This is a genomic window from Streptomyces sp. NPDC042259, assembly GCF_055582085.1.
In genome coordinates this window covers 46,107-61,845 of the sequence record NZ_JBVJDW010000012.1, presented here as the reverse complement: position 1 = coordinate 61,845, position 15,739 = coordinate 46,107, and the positions used below count along the sequence as shown (strand labels likewise).

Here is a 15,739-nt window from a genome sequence, read left to right as displayed (position 1 = left end):
CCTCGGCACGTACGCCGTCGTGTCCCGTCAGCCGGAGACCCCCGACGCCTGCTCCCTCGCCCGGTGCCGGGCGGCGGCCGCCCGGGCCGTTTCGCCGAGGTGGTCGGCGAGCCGCGCCCGGGCCGCCCAGTCGTAGGGGCTCACCGGCCGCAGGCCGGTGCGCTCGCTCAGCAGCGTGCGTGCCACGTCGTGCCGTCCGGCGCGGAGCGCCGCCTCCACCAAGGTCCTCTGCACGGCGTCCCGCTGGGCGTGACTGCCGCCGAAGGCGTGCAGGCGGTACCGCAGCGGAAGCAGGAGATCGACGGCCTCGTCGTACCGCTGCCGCCCGTACGCGAGCAGTGCCCGGCTCACCGGCAGTCCGATGTCGGCGGTCATCGCCACGTTGGAAACCTCCGGAGGCGTGGACCGGACCCAGGCCTCCCGGTCGCGGATGAGGCGTTCGGCCTCGCCGGTCCGGTCCGCGCCGACGTAGGCCATGACGGCGTGGACGTCGTTGAAAGCGTAGTAGGCGCCGTCCCGGCGTCCGGCCCAGGCGTCGGCGAGTGCCGCCCAGCGGCCACCGGTGTCGGTGCCGGCCAGATACAGCCGCCACAGCAGGGAGGACGCGTCCAGCAGCTCCATCGCCACCCCGGCCGATCCCTCGGGGTGGACGGCGGCGTCGTAGACCTCCAGCACCTGGTCCGTCCGGCCCGTCTCGAGTACGTACAGCGCGTAGTGCCACCAGTTGTGGACATTGAGGTAGTTGCCCTGGGCCCAGTCGCCCGTTCGGTCGTCCAGGTAGCGGATGCCGTCGGTGAACCGGCCTTGCATCTCGTAGGCGTGGACCACCGCGTGGATACCCCATACGTCGCGCGGGTTGCGTTCGACGGCTGCCAGCCCCACCTGCTCCGACCGGTTGTAGTGGCCGGCCTCCTCCAGGCCGAACGCGTACATGCCGAGCAACAGACCGAAGTGCGGGTCGTCCTCCTCCCAGGCGGACAGCGCCCCGCCGACGCGGTCCCGCAGCGATGCCGCGCTGCCGGTGAAGAAGTCGATCTGATGACCCACCGCCAGGGCCAGCGCGTCCCGCGGATGCGCCACGCCGATCTCACCGAGGACGCGGCCCGCCCGGTGGATGTCGCCGTCCAGCCAGGAGGAGGCGGCGGCGAGGTGCATGCGTTCCCGGGGCGTCATCTCCGACGGGCACGCGGCCTCGAGGAACGCGTCGAAGGACGTCCGGGCCCCGGCCGCGTCCCGCTCCTCCGTCCCGAGCAGGCCGAGGTACGCCATGAGGACGTTGCCCATGACCGAGTGCGGGGAGGCTTGGACCGCCGCCTGGGCCTCGGCGGTCACCTCCGCACGGAAGAAGAGCAGATGTTCCAGTGCCTTCTCGTAGTGCCGCACCGCGTCGGCGCCCGTGTGCGTCATCGTCTGAGCGTGCCGGTCCGTTCCCACTCCGGTTTCCTCCCCTGCGATCGCCGCGTCACCACGGCGGGCCCCTCGGCGTACGGTCCGCCGCGTTCCGGGTCGCGCGGGCGGCTTTCCATGCCTGCCCTCTCGCACGGATGGGGAAGCAACCGGATTTCCCGGCCGTCGCACCCGTGCGTGCGCGGCATGCCCCGTCGGCCGGTTCAGTTCACGTCGACGTCGTCGAAGAGTTCCACCATCCGGGCGAGGACCCGCACACATGTCGTGACGTCGCTGTCGGTCAGGTCACCGCCGACGTGGCGCAGCAGGGCGTGTTCCCGGTCGAGCACGGCGGTGATGGCCGCCCGGCCGTCGTCGGTCAGCGAGATGAGCGAGGACCGCTGGTGGGCCGGGTTCGGGAGGATCTCCACGAGATGCCGCGCCGCGGCGTCGTTGACCATGCGCTGGACGAACTGACGGCTCAGCGCCTGGGCGCGGCCCATCTGCGGAACGGTCATGGGTCCGTGCTCCCGGAGCAGCTCCAGGACGCCGCGCACTCCGACGGAGATCCCCTGGATCGGCGCGTCCTGTTCCACCTTGCGCTGGACGCGTCGGTACAGCGGCCCGACCAGGGCGAACACCTCCATGAGCCGGGGGGCGAGAACGTCGGGCGGGAGGGGCGGGTCGGTGTCTGCCATCCGACCATGATGACACCTCAGGTGCCGCCTCTTGGGAAAATATGACAACTCAGTTGTCAACACCCGGGGAGTGTGACACCTTGGTTGTCATGAACAACGCCTCCGACCTCCGTACCTTCGAGAGCCACGACGGCCCGCTCGCCTACCGCGACACCGGCAGCGGACAGCCGTTGGTGCTGCTGCACGCGGGTTTCATGGACCACACCATGTGGGACGACCAGATACCGGCTCTCGCCCGCCACCACCGGGTGATCGCACCCGACACCCGTGGTCACGGGTGGTCCGCCAACGCGAGCGTCCCGTTCCGTCAGGCCGACGACGTCGCCGCGCTGTTGCGTCACCTCGAGGTCGGTCCCGCGGTCCTCGTCGGAGTGTCGATGGGCGCGCACATCGCGGTCGACACCGCGCTGGAGCACCCCGCCCTGGTGCGCGCCCTGGTCCTGAGCGGTGGCGGCGCCCCCGGTCCCGGCCACCCCTGGACCGAGGCCCTGCGGGACGCCCAGTTCGGCGCGCTGGGGGCCGGTGACATCGAGGGCTGGCTCGACACCTTCGCCGTCTGCGCGGCCGGCCCGCTCCGCACACCGGACGATGTGCGCCCCGACGTCGTGCGGCGGCTGAGGGAGATGGCCGGGCGGACCATCGCCAAGCACACCGCCGCCGAACCGGACACACGCGTGCCGGTGCCGGACACCGCGGCGCGTGTGAAGGAGATCGCCGTTCCCGTTCTGGCGCTCAACGGCGCACTCGACGCGTCCGACCTCATTGGCATGGCCGAACGCGTCGCTCATGCGGTCGCCGACGGCCGTGTTACCGCCATCGAGGGTGCCGGGCATTTTCCCAACATGGAGGAACCGGACGCCTTCCGGCGGGAGCTTGAGGAGTTCCTGCGTAGTTTGTAGGCCGACGACCTGCCGGGCTTCGGCCGCGGGCCGGGTGCCTTCTTTGGCTGCGAGCCGTCTTTGCCGCCTGCGGCGGCGGGGCGCCCTTCGGGCGCGTCCTCAATCGCCGGACGGGCTGGAATGGGCTGGGCTCAGCCGCAATCAGCCCGTCCGGCGATTGAGGGCACAGAACAGCAGCCCGTCCGGCGTTTGAGGGCTCGGTGAAGTCCGGGTCAGACCTTGGGGACGCGCAGCTTCGTCCAGCTCGTTTTGCCGGGGGTGCCGTCCGCGTCCGAGCCGGAGTAGCCGAGTTTGTGTTGCCATGCCGCGTACGACTTTCGGTCGGCCTCGGTCCATTCGGGGCCGGGGCCCTCTTCGTAGCGGCCGCATCCCTCCGCCACCAGGCGTTTGCCCATCGCGGTGACGACGGGGCTGTTCCGGCCCGCGCGGAAGAAGTCACTGCCGGGGAAGGGTTCGTACTGGGGTGGTTTCGGCTGAGGCCCCGGCTTCGTCTTGAGGCGGGCGGCTATCCGGGTGCGCATCGAACTCATCGTGAAGCCCTTGGGGTCGATCTTGTTGTTGGTCCACTCCTTGTGGCCGATCACCGAGCGCTCGGTCCAGCCGTGGGCGCGGCAGATCGCCGCCGACACCTTCTCGATGGCTTCCAGCTGGGCGGCGGGCCACGGGTCCTGTCCGTCGCCGAGGTTGATGCATTCGAATCCGTAGAAGCGGGCGTTGCCGTCGGTGTCGTTCTTGTCGGGGGCGGGCAGCGACCGTTCCTCTATCACCGCGTTGAGGACGTCACCGTCCCCCAGCCCCGCGTGGTTGGCTCTGCCGTTGCCGACGAGGTGGACCGTGCCGTCCTTGGCGATGACTCCGTGGCACAACGGCCCGGGGAGTTCCTCGTACCCGTCGTAGCAGAGATCGACCGACCCGTCCGTTCCCGAGGTGACGGTGTGGTGGACGACCACCCCGTGCACGGGACCCCACGCTCCCTTGCCGTTGCGGTTGTGGGTACGCCAACTGCGGACTTCCAGGACCTTCACACCCTCCTGGCGAAGGGCCTCGACCAGTCGGTCGGCGGACAAGGGTTGTGCCATGACTTCCTCCTTGACTACTTCACACGTCGTACGCACCGGCGGAACAGCGGACCGTCCGTGTGGTCACTCCCGCGCGGATCCCTCGATCGGCGCGGCCAACGGCCGGAACGTGTACCGCAGGTCGGTCACCGCGCTCTCGCCCCCCACCACCCAGGCCAGCGGGGCGTAGTGCGCGTCGACACCGGCCGGGGGCTGGAGCAGCGGGCGGCCGTCCGCCGCCGCGGGCCACTCCACGGTGCCCGTGGTGGTGCGGGCGGGCACGGCCCAGTAGTCCCCCGTCCGGTACCGGCCGCCGGGTTCGAACCACAGCTGTATGCCGTCCTCCAGGTTGATCCAGGTGCCCTCGGCGAGCTTCAGGGCGCCGTCGCGGTGGTGCCGGGCCGTGCCGCGGCCGCCGGGGGCGCGGTGGTCCCAGCGGCGCAGGAAGGGGTGCAGACCGGGCAGCCGGCCGGTGCCCGGGCCGGGCTCGGTGTTCAGCCGCACCCGGCGGCCCGGCAGGTCGACCTCCTCCACCCGCAGCAGCGCGGCGGGTTCGCCGCGGCTGGTGTAGGCGGAGTCGGCGAGTTCCACGCGGTCGCCCGCGCTCAGTTCGAGCTTGTCGTCGTGGCCGAGCGTGGCCAGCTCCACCCAGGTGCCGTCGAGTGCGGTCACGGGGAAGACGACGGATCCGTTCTCCCTGGACCATTTGAAGGTGGCGGTCTCGGCCGTGCCCCCGGTGTGGATCTCCACGCGGTACAGCTGGTTCTCCGGGCCCCGGTAGCGGTGGTCGGGCCGGGTGAGGCAGGGGTCGTCGTCGGAGCGCTCCGGGCGTTCGGTGCGGAACGCGGCCGTCGCGGCCGGGGTGCGGTGCGTGTCGGCCCAGGTGCGGAACGCCTGGCGCACCTGGTCGGCCGACGGGTTGGCCGGGGTGTCCAGATCGGCGCCGGCCAGGGGCAGGACCTGCCAGACGGTCTTGATCCTGGCCGCCGTGTCCGGCAGTGCGGCGCCGAGGGCCACTTCCCGGATCTCGGGGTCCTCGGCGGCGGTGACCGTCCGCTCCCACACCTTGAGGTAGACCAGGTAGGGGAATCGCGTGGGCAGCCGGTCGGCGGGGTTCTCCGCGTCCCGGTAGGCGTCGGGCTGGTCCCAGTACGTCCAGACGCTTCCGTCGGTGCAGGGGCGGGACCCGTCGGAACCGTCGGGGTCCGTCCCGTCCGGGGCCGCCGAGCCGTCGCGCGGTGTCGCAGTGGGTTCCTGGCCGGCCGGTGTCCCCACCGGCGGCCGGTCGGCATCGCACAGGATGCCGTCGACGTAGTAACGCCCGCCGTGGACGGCCAGGTTGTCGAGTGTGTTCTCACCCGGGCAGTAGTCGATGCGGAAGCCGGTGGCGCCGTGCGGGCCGCCGTGCTGCCCGATCAGGTCGGCGGCCAGGGTGCGTGCCTGGTGCTGGGTGATGGCCGTCTGCTCGTTGGCGTCGGCGTCGAGCTGGACCCGGCCCTGCTGGGCGAGCACACCGGAGTAGTGCTTGGCGGGCCGGAAGGTGACGCGGGAGAGATCTGCGTGCATGAGTTCGTTCCCCTTGTGTTCGTTCCCCTGGGTCCGTCGGGCGGGGTCAGGTGACGTGGATGATCCCGGCGTCGGTGCCGGCCGGTGCGAACTCCTCCAGCCGGGCCCGCAGACTGTCCTCGCGCTGGGGCTGGAAGAGATCGTGGAAGGCGCCGGATTCGGAGCCGTCCTCGGCCCCGCGGGTGATCTCCGGCGGGCAGCCGTCGGCCAGTTGGCCGTAGGCCGGGGTGCCGTAGCGGACACTGGTGAACACCGGCCGGACGCGGGCGGCTTCCGCGTCCTGGAGCTCCGGAACGTCGGCCGGGTCGATCGCGCCCCGCGCGGCCCGCTCCCGCACCGCCTCCCGTACCCCGTCCGGCTGGCAGCGGTAGCGGCGGGGGGTGCGTGAGCCGGGCGGCACGTAGCAGAACCGCATACAGCCGATGGCGCGCCGGGCGGTGTGGACGCGGCCGGTGAAGAGGCTGTCCTCGGCGATGCCGATGGCGTGGACGTGGACTTCCCCGAGCACCGTGGTGCGGTGGGCGCGCAGCACGGCGTGGGCGTGCCGGCACTCGGGCCCGGAGAGGGCCTCGCGGTCGGAGCCGGTGGCGTCCAGGACGCTGTCGGCGATGTGGATCTCCAGCGGGTCGGTGCCGGCCTCGTCGCCGACGACCTCGATGGAGCCGAGGACGCTGCGTTCGATCTGCACGCAGGCCGTGGTGCATTCCAGGACCAGGCTGGGCTCCTGCGGTGAGTGCGGCTCGCAGCGCGGCTGAAGCGACCAGCCCGGCACCAGGGTGCAGTGCCGGACGACGAGGGAGCCGACGGGTCCGGTCACGTTGATGCCGCGGCCGGTGACGAGCAGCCCGTCCAGGACGACGCGCGGGCCCGGACCGTCGCCGGGGTTGCCGTGGATGTTGAGTGCGTCGGGCCGGTTGCTGTACCAGTCGAGCAGGCGGATGACCGGCCGGGCGCCCTCGGCGGCGCGCAGCTCCAGCCGCTCCCCGCATGACAGGTCGAAGTCCAGCTGCTCCTGGTGGGCGCCGCTGTGGGTGAGTTCGATGACGGCCTCGGCGCCGCCGTCGGAGCGCCATTGTTCGTAGGCGTCCATGATGCGCTCGTGGGGCTGGCCCGGTCCGACCCGGTAGACGGTGGACCGCGGTGGTGTGTCGCGTTCGCGCGGGTACTCCCCGCCGCCGGTGTCGTCGCTGAACGCGTAGTGGTAGCTGACCCATGCGCCGTGCCGGGGCGCGCAGCGGGTGCCGAACGCGATGCGGCCGAGTTCGGGGTCGACGACGACCTGCCCGCGCCGGGCCCGGTAGGTCCAGTCGGACAGGTCGGCGACAACGATGTCGGCGGGCGGCACCGGGTCCTCGTCGTCGTCACGCCAGAGGGTGAACGAGCGGCCGGGGCCGTAGGCGTCGGTGAGCCGCCCGGCGAGCTGCCGGCGGCGGATGAGGGCGGGGACGTTGTCCATGGTCGCCAGGTGCGAGGCCGAGGGCTCGGGTTGGGGCTTGGCCACCAGCGGGCTGTCGTTGCCGAGGATGGAGAAGGTGTAGAGGTTGCGGGCCCGGTCGACGCAGTACGCGGGGGCACGGGTGACGGAGTAGGGCTTCAGGCGCCAGACGAACAGGCCGACGCCCGCCGGGGTGTATCCGCCGTGTCGGCGGGCGGATCCGGCGCGGCGTACGTCGGCGCTGTGCGCGGCCGGGTCGAAGGCACCGCCGAGGAGGTCCAGCGTGTCCCCCTCGCGGACGTCGAGCAGCCGTCCCCGGGCCAGCCGGGCCGCGGTGGCCGCTTCCTGGCCCGCCCCGAACAGGCGCGCCGGCTGGTGGGCGCTGAGCAGCCGGGAGAACTCCACCGCGCGGGCGGGCCAGTCGGCCACCGATGCCGCGAGGTGTTCCAGCAGCGCCAGGGTGCCCTTGCGCCGCCGGTTGGCGACGGTGTCGGCCACGTCGCGGCGGGGGGCCAGGCGGGCGGCGAGGCGGCGGCGGGACTCGGCCCGGCCGCCGCCGGGGCCGCCCGGGGACAGGCCGGTGGCCAGCACCTCCTCGTAGCCGGGCAGCATCCGGTAGCCGACGAGGTCGCCGAGGTAGGGCACGGCCCAGTCGGCGCAGGTCTCGATGAACCAGTCCTCGTAGCCCTGCTCCACGCCCGAGCGCACCAGGTCGACCTGCTCGGCGATCACGGCCAGCAGGGCGCGCAGCGGCTCCCCGGCCTCGGCGTCGCGCAACTGGTGCCACTGCGGGAGCAGTTCCAGCAGGCCGTCGGGCTCACGGTTCACGCCCGTGCCTCCTTAAGGATCAGTGTGTCCGGCACGTCCGGGGAGAGCAGCGCGAACTGCGCCGGGCGGATGCCGCGGAAGACGAACACGGTGCGGCCCTTCGGCAGCGGCCGGGTGTCGGTGATGTCGGGGTTGAGCCGCAGCAGTTCGGCGACGGTGATGCCGTTCTTCGCGGCCACCGCGGTGAGGGTCTCGGTGGTCTCCTGGCCCGGGGGCGCCACCCGGTAGCGCTCCTCGGCGTAGGCGGCGAGCCGGGCCCCGACCGACGCCTGCGGGCGCCTCAGCCGCTCGGGCAGTCTCTCCAGGCCCTCGGGGGTCAGGCTGCCGGGCACCCCGGTGAACGCGTCGACGTCCACGTGGTCCACGCCCGGTACGGACTGGGCGGTCGCCAGTACCTCCGACAGGTGGGCGGGCCGGCCGAGTTCGCGTGCGGGATAGCCGAGCCGGGCCAGCAGTGCGCGGCGCAGGGCCGGTTCGACCAGGTCCCACGCGTGGTCGGGGTGCACCCGGACGTTGGCCGCGACGATGAGCAGCACCAGTTCCCGCACGGCCACGGTGACCGGCACCCGGGGGTCGCCGTGGGCGGCGAGGGAGGACCGCAGGGTGCGGACGATGTCGGAGTCGTCGCCGAGTGCGATGTCGTCGACGCCGGCCACGGTCAGGTGCACGACGCGCCGGGTGCCGTCGAAGATCTCCCGGGCACTGGCGCGGCCGATGCCGGCCCGGGAGCGGGCGAAGTCCTCGTAGTCGGCCACGGAGACGAGGCGGTCGAGCGCGGTGACGGCGAGGGGGATGGTGCGGCGGGCGAGTCCCGGGCCGTCCGGGTCGGCGCCGCCGGTGGCGGGCAGCGGGTTGACGACGGCGGTGACGCCGAGGGGCCGCGTGGTGGGCTGGGTGATGCGGCCGGCCTTGACGTTGGCGGATCTGCCGACGCCGATGCGGTAGCGGGCGCGGACGTTCTCGTGTCCGGTGGGCAGGCGCGAGCCGTGCACACCGTCGCCGAAGGTGATGGTGGTGCGGCCGGCGGTGGCGTCGGACGGATCGGTCGCGGCGATGGTGCCGGTGACGAAGACACGTTCGCGCGGGCCGCGTCCGGCGAGGCTGTCGACCTCCCGCCAGCGCACCCCGTCCACCCTGATCTCCAGGGTGCTCTGCGCGCCCTGCGCGTTCTCGGCGGTGAGCCAGGTCAGCGGGGACTGCCAGAGGGTGAACGTCTGGTTGGCCCGGCCCGCGTCACCGCTGCCGATCGGCTCGTCGCGGGTGGCGCCGTGGGTCGCCCGTGCCACGTTGCCGTGGACGCGCACGGTCTCGCGCCGGTAGCGGTGGGCCAGGTCCGCGGTGAGCACGAGCGTGGTGTGCACCGCGTCGCCCGGAATCGCGGGGTCGACGCTCTGCCGGGCGCCGGCGACCATGGCCAGCTCCGTGCCCCGCACCCCGGTGGTGCCGGGGATGTCGGTGCGCTCGCCGCTGACGACCAGCCAGCGGCCGGGTGTCAGCCCGTCGTACAGCCCGGCCAGCTCGATCTCGTTGCCGTGGACGTCCTCGGTCACGGTCTCCTCGGCGAGGCGGAGCGCGTCGCCGCGGGCGTGGACGGTGGCGTCCCTGATGTGGGCCAGGGAGACGTCGTCGGCGTCGAGCCAGTCGTCCTGGAGGGTGAGTTCGGTGACCTTGCCGGTGATGCCGAAGGCGGCCCGGGAGAGGACCCGCACGCCGGTGACGCGGGTGACGACGAGGGCGAGTTCCTTGCTGCCGGGGATCTGGCCGGGGCTGCCCTTGCGGGGGCGCTCGACGGCGACCCAGCTGCCGGGGCCGATGCCCTCGTAGACGGCGTCGAGGGCCAGCTTGTTGCGGTCGGTGACCTCCAGTTGGGTGCCGATGGTGACGCTGACGGTGGAGGGTTTACCGGTGGGGGTCCTGCGGGCCACGTTGATCGTGAGCCGGCCGAGCGTCCGCTGCTGGACGGATTCGTCGGGTCCCAGGGGGTATTCCACGGTGGTGGCGCCGTCGGTGACGGTGACCAGCACCCGGTTGTCGCTGTCGGGCCGGGAGACGAAGACGGTGGCCCTGGGCAGCTTGGGCAGCAGTTCCGCGCGGACCCCGAGCGTGTGCGGGTCCGGCGGCGGTGCCGCCGCCCCGGGCCCGCCCTCCGGGCCGGGATCCCGTTCGGGGGGCGGCAGTTCGGTGCTGACCTGTACCGCGCCGGGGCCGACGTCCTCGACCTTCTCGTTCGTCTCCTCGTCACTGCGGAGGGTGAGTTCCCTGGTCGGCGAGGAGGAGTCGGCGACGGAGTGGGTGAACGTGATCTTCGCCGGGACCGTGCCCGCCGTGTCGTAGGTGACGGTGGTGTCGAGCGAGGTGCTCCCGCTGAGCGGCCAGTCCTCGTAGTAGTCGATCTGGTTGTTGTTCTTGTAGTGCGGCTTCATCGGCGCGGTCGCCCCGAACGGGGTCGCGGTGGCCCGCATCACCTGGACCGTGGCCAGCGCCAGGGGCGCGGTCAGGTCCACCTGCCGCCAGGCCTCGTGCAGACCGTCCCGGACCCTGGTGTCGAGCGCGGCCAGCAGTTGGGCACCGATGTCGGAGCCGGGAGCGTAGATCCGCTCGGGATCCCGGGCGAGATGACGGGCGTTGAGCGGCGGCCGTACGGGTGCGGTCCGCAGGGCGGGCAGCAGGGCGCCCAGACCGCGGAAGGCCGCGCCGGCGGGTGCGGCCGGTGCCTGCGGTGCGACGCGATGCCCGCCGTACTCCGGGGCGGGGCCGGGCCCCAGCCGCAGGCCGGTGAACAGCGGTTCGCCCTTCCCGCCGCCCGGTGGTGCCGGGGGCTGCGGCGGCTCCAGCGCCCGGGCCTGCCCGGTCAGTTCGGTGAACTTCGCGGCCAGGGCCTCGAACCAGCCGGCGATCTCCTGGTACCGGCGGGTGAGGTCGGCGGCCTCGTGGACCCGTTCGACATCGCGGGCCAGCCGGTCGGCGAACGCGGTCGCCGTCTTGAGGGAGTCCAGGTCGCCGCGCAGCGGGGCGAGGACGTCCCTGTCGAACCGCTCGACGAGGCGGCTGCTCCTGGGGCGGGGGTTGGGCGCGTCCTTCCCGGGCGTGATCCATTTCCCGAGGTCCTCGCGCAGCCTCGTGAGCGACGGCTGCGCGGCGGCGGGCAGGCCGATGGCGGTGACGTCGTTCTCACGGTCGAGGCGGACATGGGGAACGGTACGCAGAAACCTTTTGCCCCGGGCGGACTCCTCAGCGCTGAAGACGAACAGCAGCTGGTCGCCGGGCTTGACGTTGTTCGCCGTGCCCGCGACGAACAGCTCCGTGCGCTTCTCCAGCCGGTCGGGCGTCACCTGGTAGGGGCGGCGGCGCAGCACGGCGAGCTCGTTCCACGACCAGCGGGCGGTCAGTTCCTCCGAGGTCTCGAAGGACTGCGGCTCCTCCCCCGGTCCCGGCACGCTCTGGCTGCGGGCGCCGCGCGGGATCAGCACGGACGTCTCCGGGCCGGGGCGCGGGTCCCGGTCGAGGGTGTAGGCGAGGAAGGTGTCCGCGGCCACGCCGGGGCGGGGCCGGTGGCCGACGAGCCGGCCGAGGAGGGTGAGGGAGCCGTCCTCGGTGGCGGTGCGCAGATATCCCTCGTTGGCTATCCGCTCCGAGTAGAAGGTGAGCAGGTCGCCCAGGACGGCCCAGGTGTCGAGCAGGGCGATCGCCGGGTCGTCGGGGGTGCGTACGGTCAGGTCGCGCAGCGCCGGGTAGGCGGGGCCGGACAGCCGGGCGAGCATGGAGGAGAGGAACTCCCGGTGGGTGCCCACCCGGTAGCGGACGGCGTCCTGGCCGGGCGGGTTGGTCACGTCGGCGGGTGTGGCCACCGAGGTGCCCCGGCAGCCGCAGTCGCATCGGCCGCTCATCGGCCGCCTCCGATCTCGATCGCGAGCCGGCCGTTCTCCGGCCGGTCCGGGTCGTTGTCGCATTGGGCGATCTCCAGCGGGCCCAGGCGCAGCACCCCGGCCTCCAGTTCGCCGTCGTCGTGGTGGTGGAGCCGGCGCAGCCGGGTGAGGTGGACGCTCAGCACCCCGGGTACCGCGGCGGCCGTGGCGATCAGTCGGCTGACGCGGACGGGTTCGCCGAAGGTGAGGGCGTCCGGGTGGAAGAAGCCGAGCCGCCCGTCGGGCAGTACCCCGGTGCCCAGGGCCCGGCGCAGTGCGGCGAGGACGTGCCCGCGCTGGTGGCCGGGGGCGGCGCACACGGTGAGGGAGATGTCGAGCGGGATCAGGCGGGCCGGGTGGACCACCACGTCGTGGCCGATGCGCCGGTAGCCGTCGAGGACGTGGCCGACGGTCTCCAGCAGAGCGGCGCCGGGGTCGGCGGCGCCGAGCGGGTCGACGGCCACGTGGACCTCTTGGGCGGCGCCGGTCCAGCGGATATCGGCGGCGGCGCGCTGCACGCCGGGGACGCGGGCGGCCAGTTCGGCGTAGTCCCCGGCGGTGACGGCGCGCAGCCGGGACCGCTTCAGGGCCAGGGGGGCGAGCTGGCGGACGTCGTCGAGGGACTCGGGGCCGGTGCCCCCGGTGGCGGGCAGCGGGTTGCGGACCCGGGTGACCTCGCAGGAGCCGGATCCGGAGCCGCACAGGAGAAGGTGGTTGACGGCTTCCGCGCCGACGTTGCCCGCCGGGCCGTTGCCGATCCGGTAGGCGATCTCCAGCCGGGAGCCGGGCGGCGGGGCGGCGCCGTGCCGACCGTCGCCGAACCGCAGGGCGAGCCGGCCGTCGTCCTCCGGTTCGCCGACGAAGTGGTGGTCCCTGGGGCCGCTGGAGAGCAGGTCGCGACGGGGTACCCAGCGCGGTCGGCGCCCGTCGGTGCGGGCGGTATCCGTCCGTTCGCCGACGGCGTGGACGGCCGGCAGGGCCAAGCGGGGGTCCTGCCCGGTCGCCGCGGCGGCGGGCCCGGCGAGCCGGGCGTCGGCGGGGTCGAGGCCGTCGGCGTATCCCTCGCCCCAGCTGTGCCGCACCTCCCAGGCGGTGTGCCGGTCGAGCACCCCGCCGGCGCGGGCCCGGGCCACGAGCACGGACAGGCGGCGCAGCTTGGCCGCGAGCAGCCGTTCGCGGCGGGCGATCAGCTCGCGCAGGGCCTGGGCGGGCCGTTGGCCCAGCTGGAACCGGTCGAGGGTGCGGGCGCCGAAGAGGACGGTGAGTTCGGCCGTCTGCTTCGCTGTCAGCTCTTCGCCCCTCTGGGCCTGGCGCCACAGTTCCTCCAGCCGTACGCGCAGTCGCTCGGGGAGGGTGGCGAGGAGGTCGGCCTGACCGTCGGCGACCCGCGCCGGGTCGGGGTAGAGGGCGGCCTGGGTGACGGGCGCGTAGGGCAGCACGGGCCGGAACCGTACGGGCGGGCGCGGGTAGCCGGTCTGGGCGAGCAGGGTCCGCAGGGCGGCGGCCTGCGCGTCGGCACCGGGCGGCACCACCTGCTCCTCGCCGTCGGGCCCGGGGGCCAGGTGGATGTCGAGTCCGGCGCGGGCCACGGCCGCCTCGCCCACGAGGTCGTGGAGGTCGCGGACGTGCCCGGGCTCCAGCTGGTGGCCCGAGCGGGTCAGGTCGAGGAGGTCGTGCAGGGCCGCGGCGGGTCCGGTGGTCTCCGCGCGGTCGCCGCAGCCGAACTCCGGCGGCTCACACCCTGCGACGACGACGGGGGCGGGAGGCACCGCAACACACTCCGGGTCGCCGTCGCAGTGGGTCAGCGAGCGGCCGTGGTCGACGAGGACGACGTTCGCGCGGGCCACGCTGACGTCGGTCAGGAGCGCGCAGTCGGTGCCGCCGCGACTGGACAGGCACACCGGGAAGGTGAGGGCGTCGGCCGCGGCCCAGGTCACCTCGACGACGGGCTGGTCGTACAGCTCGTCCACGAGGGGGGTGACGGAGGTGAGCCGGACGGCCTGGCGGTGGGCGGGGTCGGCGTCGGCGGGGGCGCCGGTGCGCGGACCGAGCACCTCCTCGATCAGCAGGGTGTCCCCGGGGCGCAGCGCGAGGGCCCGCTCCCGGTGCGCGCCGTCCTCCCCCTCGCCGTCACCGCCGCCGTCCCCATCCCCGTCCCCGTCTTCGTGCCGCCACGCGTCGCGCAGGGTCGCCGCGGTCGCTCCCGCGGGCAGGTGGCACTCCTCGTCGCCCCAGGTCCACAGGCCCACGGCGTTGTGTTCCGGGCGCAGGTCGACGTCGCACCGGCCGAGCGGTTCGAAGACCTCCACCAGGGCGTGTTCGGCGATCGTGTCCAGTTCCCCGTCGGGGATCACGGTGCCCAGGTCCGGTCGTTCCTGCGGCTGGAGGCCGCTGACGTCCACGGCGGCGAAGCGGAAGGTGCCGGCCTCCAGCGTCAGGGGGCCGTCCACCTCCAGGGCCACGAAGGCGCGGGCGTTGCAGCCGTCGTGCATCGGGTAGTCGATGAGCCGGACGTGGCGGCGTACGGAGACCCGGCGCCGGGCGGTGTCGAGGTAGGCCTCGGTGGCCACCGCGTCCTGCTGGTAGCCGATCCGGTCGGCGGTGTGGGCGAGGAGTTCGACGAGCGTCACCCCGAGGTCCGGGACGTGCCGCTCGGTCCAGTCGGGCGTGGTGAGCGTCATCCGGTCCAGGGCCAGGCGCCGCAGGCTCTCGTAGTCGCGGGCGGTGTAGTCGATGACCGGGCGCGCTCCGGGGCCGGGCGGGCAGGGCTCCTGGGGGAGGCAGTCGAAGGGGGTGGGGCAGGAGCGGTCGAAGCCGAACTCGGCCTGGTGGTAGCGGGGGTCGAAGCCCCGGTACGGCTGTTCGCCGGGCCGCCCGTAGGCGTCGGTCTCGACGACGCCCAGCCGGTAGCGGGAGGTGTCCCCCGCCTTGTCGACGGTGACCAGCATGCGGTCGTCGAGCTCCGGATCCTCCTCCGTCTCCACCGTCACCTCGACGGCGCGGATGCCGGTGACACGGCGTCCGCCGTCGATGCGGATGTTCCGCGGCCCGATGTGGCACGGCGAGGGTGCCTTGCCGAGGAAGGTGACGGTGAGGGTCAGGCCGTCGTCGCTCACCTCGATCCCGTCGACGCCGTTGGATTCCGCCCGCCGGACGTCGTCCCTTCTGCGTTCCGTGGCGCAGTCGTGCGCCGTTGCCCCGCCCGTCACGCCGCTCCCCGTCCTTCGAACTCCTCAACGCGGTGCGAGCCGGTCCGGCGCACCACGTAGACCAGGTGCACCCGCACCACGTTGTCCTCGCTCACCACGTCGAGGGACTCCACCTCGATCACGTCTCCGAGCCAGCGCTGCAGGGCCGCCCGTACGGTCAGCTGGAGGGCGGAGCCCAGCTCGGGGCTGTTCGGCGCGAAGACCAGGTCGAGCAGCCCGCAGCCGAAGTCGGGGCGCATGACGCGTTCGCCGGGGCTGGTGAACAGCAGTTGCTCGACGAGGTCGCGTACATGGTCGTCGTATCCGGTGTCCGCGGTACGCCCTCGGCTGTCGACGCGAAAGGGGAACGCGATGTCGGTCCGGCGCGGGCCCGCCCCGGGGGCCCGTGGGCCGGCCGCCGTGCGCCGCCCGTTCACCGTCCCACCGCCCGCTGCTGGACCACGGAGATGGTGGGTGGTCCTTGTGGTGCCTGGTCGGCGGCCAGGCACAGGCCCGTCGAGGAGCGCGTCACGGCCGGTGAGCCGTTGATCCTGATCCGGGTGGAGGGCACCACCCAGCGGATCGTCACGCAGGGATGCGGCACGTTGGCCACGGTGAACGGGCAGCCGGTGACCGTGTAGAGGTCGGCGACGCAGTCGGCGACGTCGCCGCCTACCACGACCCGCGTCTGTGCGGGCAGGACCGTGGCCCGTGCGCCGTGCGGACACGTCACGGTGGCGTTGACGTGCAAGAGATTCCCGGACATAAGAACCCTC

General features: G+C 73.3%; 10 protein-coding genes. 1 reads left to right on the top strand and 9 read right to left on the bottom strand.

The features are described 5' to 3' along the window. Positions 1–27: 27 nt before the first annotated feature. Positions 28–1,407 carry a tetratricopeptide repeat protein gene (locus ACZ6MA_RS27435; RefSeq protein WP_469436787.1) on the bottom strand — a complete coding sequence of 460 codons (1,380 nt, stop codon included), beginning with the start codon at positions 1,405–1,407 and terminating at the stop codon, positions 28–30. 203 nt (positions 1,408–1,610) lie between these two features. After that, positions 1,611–2,084, bottom strand: a complete 474-nt coding sequence (locus ACZ6MA_RS27430) for a MarR family winged helix-turn-helix transcriptional regulator (protein ID WP_469436785.1) — start codon at positions 2,082–2,084, stop codon at positions 1,611–1,613. Between the two features lie 89 nt (positions 2,085–2,173). Here ACZ6MA_RS27430 and ACZ6MA_RS27425 point away from each other — a divergent pair, with 89 nt between their 5' ends. Further along, positions 2,174–2,983, top strand: coding sequence for an alpha/beta fold hydrolase (locus ACZ6MA_RS27425; protein ID WP_469436784.1), 810 nt, complete (start codon positions 2,174–2,176; stop codon positions 2,981–2,983). 212 nt (positions 2,984–3,195) lie between these two features. On the opposite strand, the gene ACZ6MA_RS27420 is transcribed toward ACZ6MA_RS27425, so the two are convergent. The 7 genes from ACZ6MA_RS27420 to ACZ6MA_RS27390 form a co-directional block, all read right to left on the bottom strand. Next, complete coding sequence (locus ACZ6MA_RS27420) at positions 3,196–4,062, bottom strand: peptidoglycan-binding protein (RefSeq protein WP_469436783.1); 867 nt, start codon at positions 4,060–4,062, stop codon at positions 3,196–3,198. A gap of 63 nt (positions 4,063–4,125) precedes the next feature. Next, positions 4,126–5,607: a DUF6519 domain-containing protein gene (locus tag ACZ6MA_RS27415; protein ID WP_469436781.1), complete on the bottom strand. Its 1,482-nt coding sequence runs from the start codon at positions 5,605–5,607 to the stop codon at positions 4,126–4,128. A gap of 46 nt (positions 5,608–5,653) precedes the next feature. After that, the gene (locus ACZ6MA_RS27410) at positions 5,654–7,870 is read right to left on the bottom strand and encodes a hypothetical protein (RefSeq protein WP_469436779.1); all 2,217 of its coding nucleotides are present in this window, start codon (positions 7,868–7,870) and stop codon (positions 5,654–5,656) included. Then, entirely contained in the window at positions 7,867–11,757 is a 3,891-nt protein-coding gene (locus ACZ6MA_RS27405) for a putative baseplate assembly protein (protein ID WP_469436778.1), read from the bottom strand. The genes ACZ6MA_RS27410 and ACZ6MA_RS27405 overlap by 4 nt, the downstream gene beginning before the upstream one ends. Then, positions 11,754–14,984: a putative baseplate assembly protein gene (locus tag ACZ6MA_RS27400; protein WP_469436777.1), complete on the bottom strand. Its 3,231-nt coding sequence runs from the start codon at positions 14,982–14,984 to the stop codon at positions 11,754–11,756. Before ACZ6MA_RS27400 ends, ACZ6MA_RS27405 begins: the two co-directional genes overlap by 4 nt. Further along, a complete protein-coding gene (locus tag ACZ6MA_RS27395; protein ID WP_469436775.1) occupies positions 14,981–15,400 on the bottom strand; it encodes a GPW/gp25 family protein in 420 nt (139 codons plus the stop codon). Before ACZ6MA_RS27395 ends, ACZ6MA_RS27400 begins: the two co-directional genes overlap by 4 nt. Continuing rightward, entirely contained in the window at positions 15,397–15,729 is a 333-nt protein-coding gene (locus ACZ6MA_RS27390) for a hypothetical protein (protein WP_469436773.1), read from the bottom strand. Before ACZ6MA_RS27390 ends, ACZ6MA_RS27395 begins: the two co-directional genes overlap by 4 nt. Positions 15,730–15,739 lie beyond the last annotated feature (10 nt).

Excerpts from the sequence above, each read along its gene's own strand:
- ACZ6MA_RS27390 (WP_469436773.1), bottom strand. The coding sequence starts at position 15,729 with ATGTCCGGGAATCTCTTGCACGTCAACGCCACCGTGACGTGTCCGCAC.
- ACZ6MA_RS27405 (WP_469436778.1), bottom strand. The coding sequence starts at position 11,757 with ATGAGCGGCCGATGCGACTGCGGCTGCCGGGGCACCTCGGTGGCCACA.
- ACZ6MA_RS27435 (WP_469436787.1), bottom strand. The coding sequence starts at position 1,407 with ATGACGCACACGGGCGCCGACGCGGTGCGGCACTACGAGAAGGCACTG.
- ACZ6MA_RS27425 (WP_469436784.1), top strand. The coding sequence starts at position 2,174 with ATGAACAACGCCTCCGACCTCCGTACCTTCGAGAGCCACGACGGCCCG.
- ACZ6MA_RS27430 (WP_469436785.1), bottom strand. The coding sequence starts at position 2,084 with ATGGCAGACACCGACCCGCCCCTCCCGCCCGACGTTCTCGCCCCCCGG.
- ACZ6MA_RS27415 (WP_469436781.1), bottom strand. The coding sequence starts at position 5,607 with ATGCACGCAGATCTCTCCCGCGTCACCTTCCGGCCCGCCAAGCACTAC.
- ACZ6MA_RS27420 (WP_469436783.1), bottom strand. The coding sequence starts at position 4,062 with ATGGCACAACCCTTGTCCGCCGACCGACTGGTCGAGGCCCTTCGCCAG.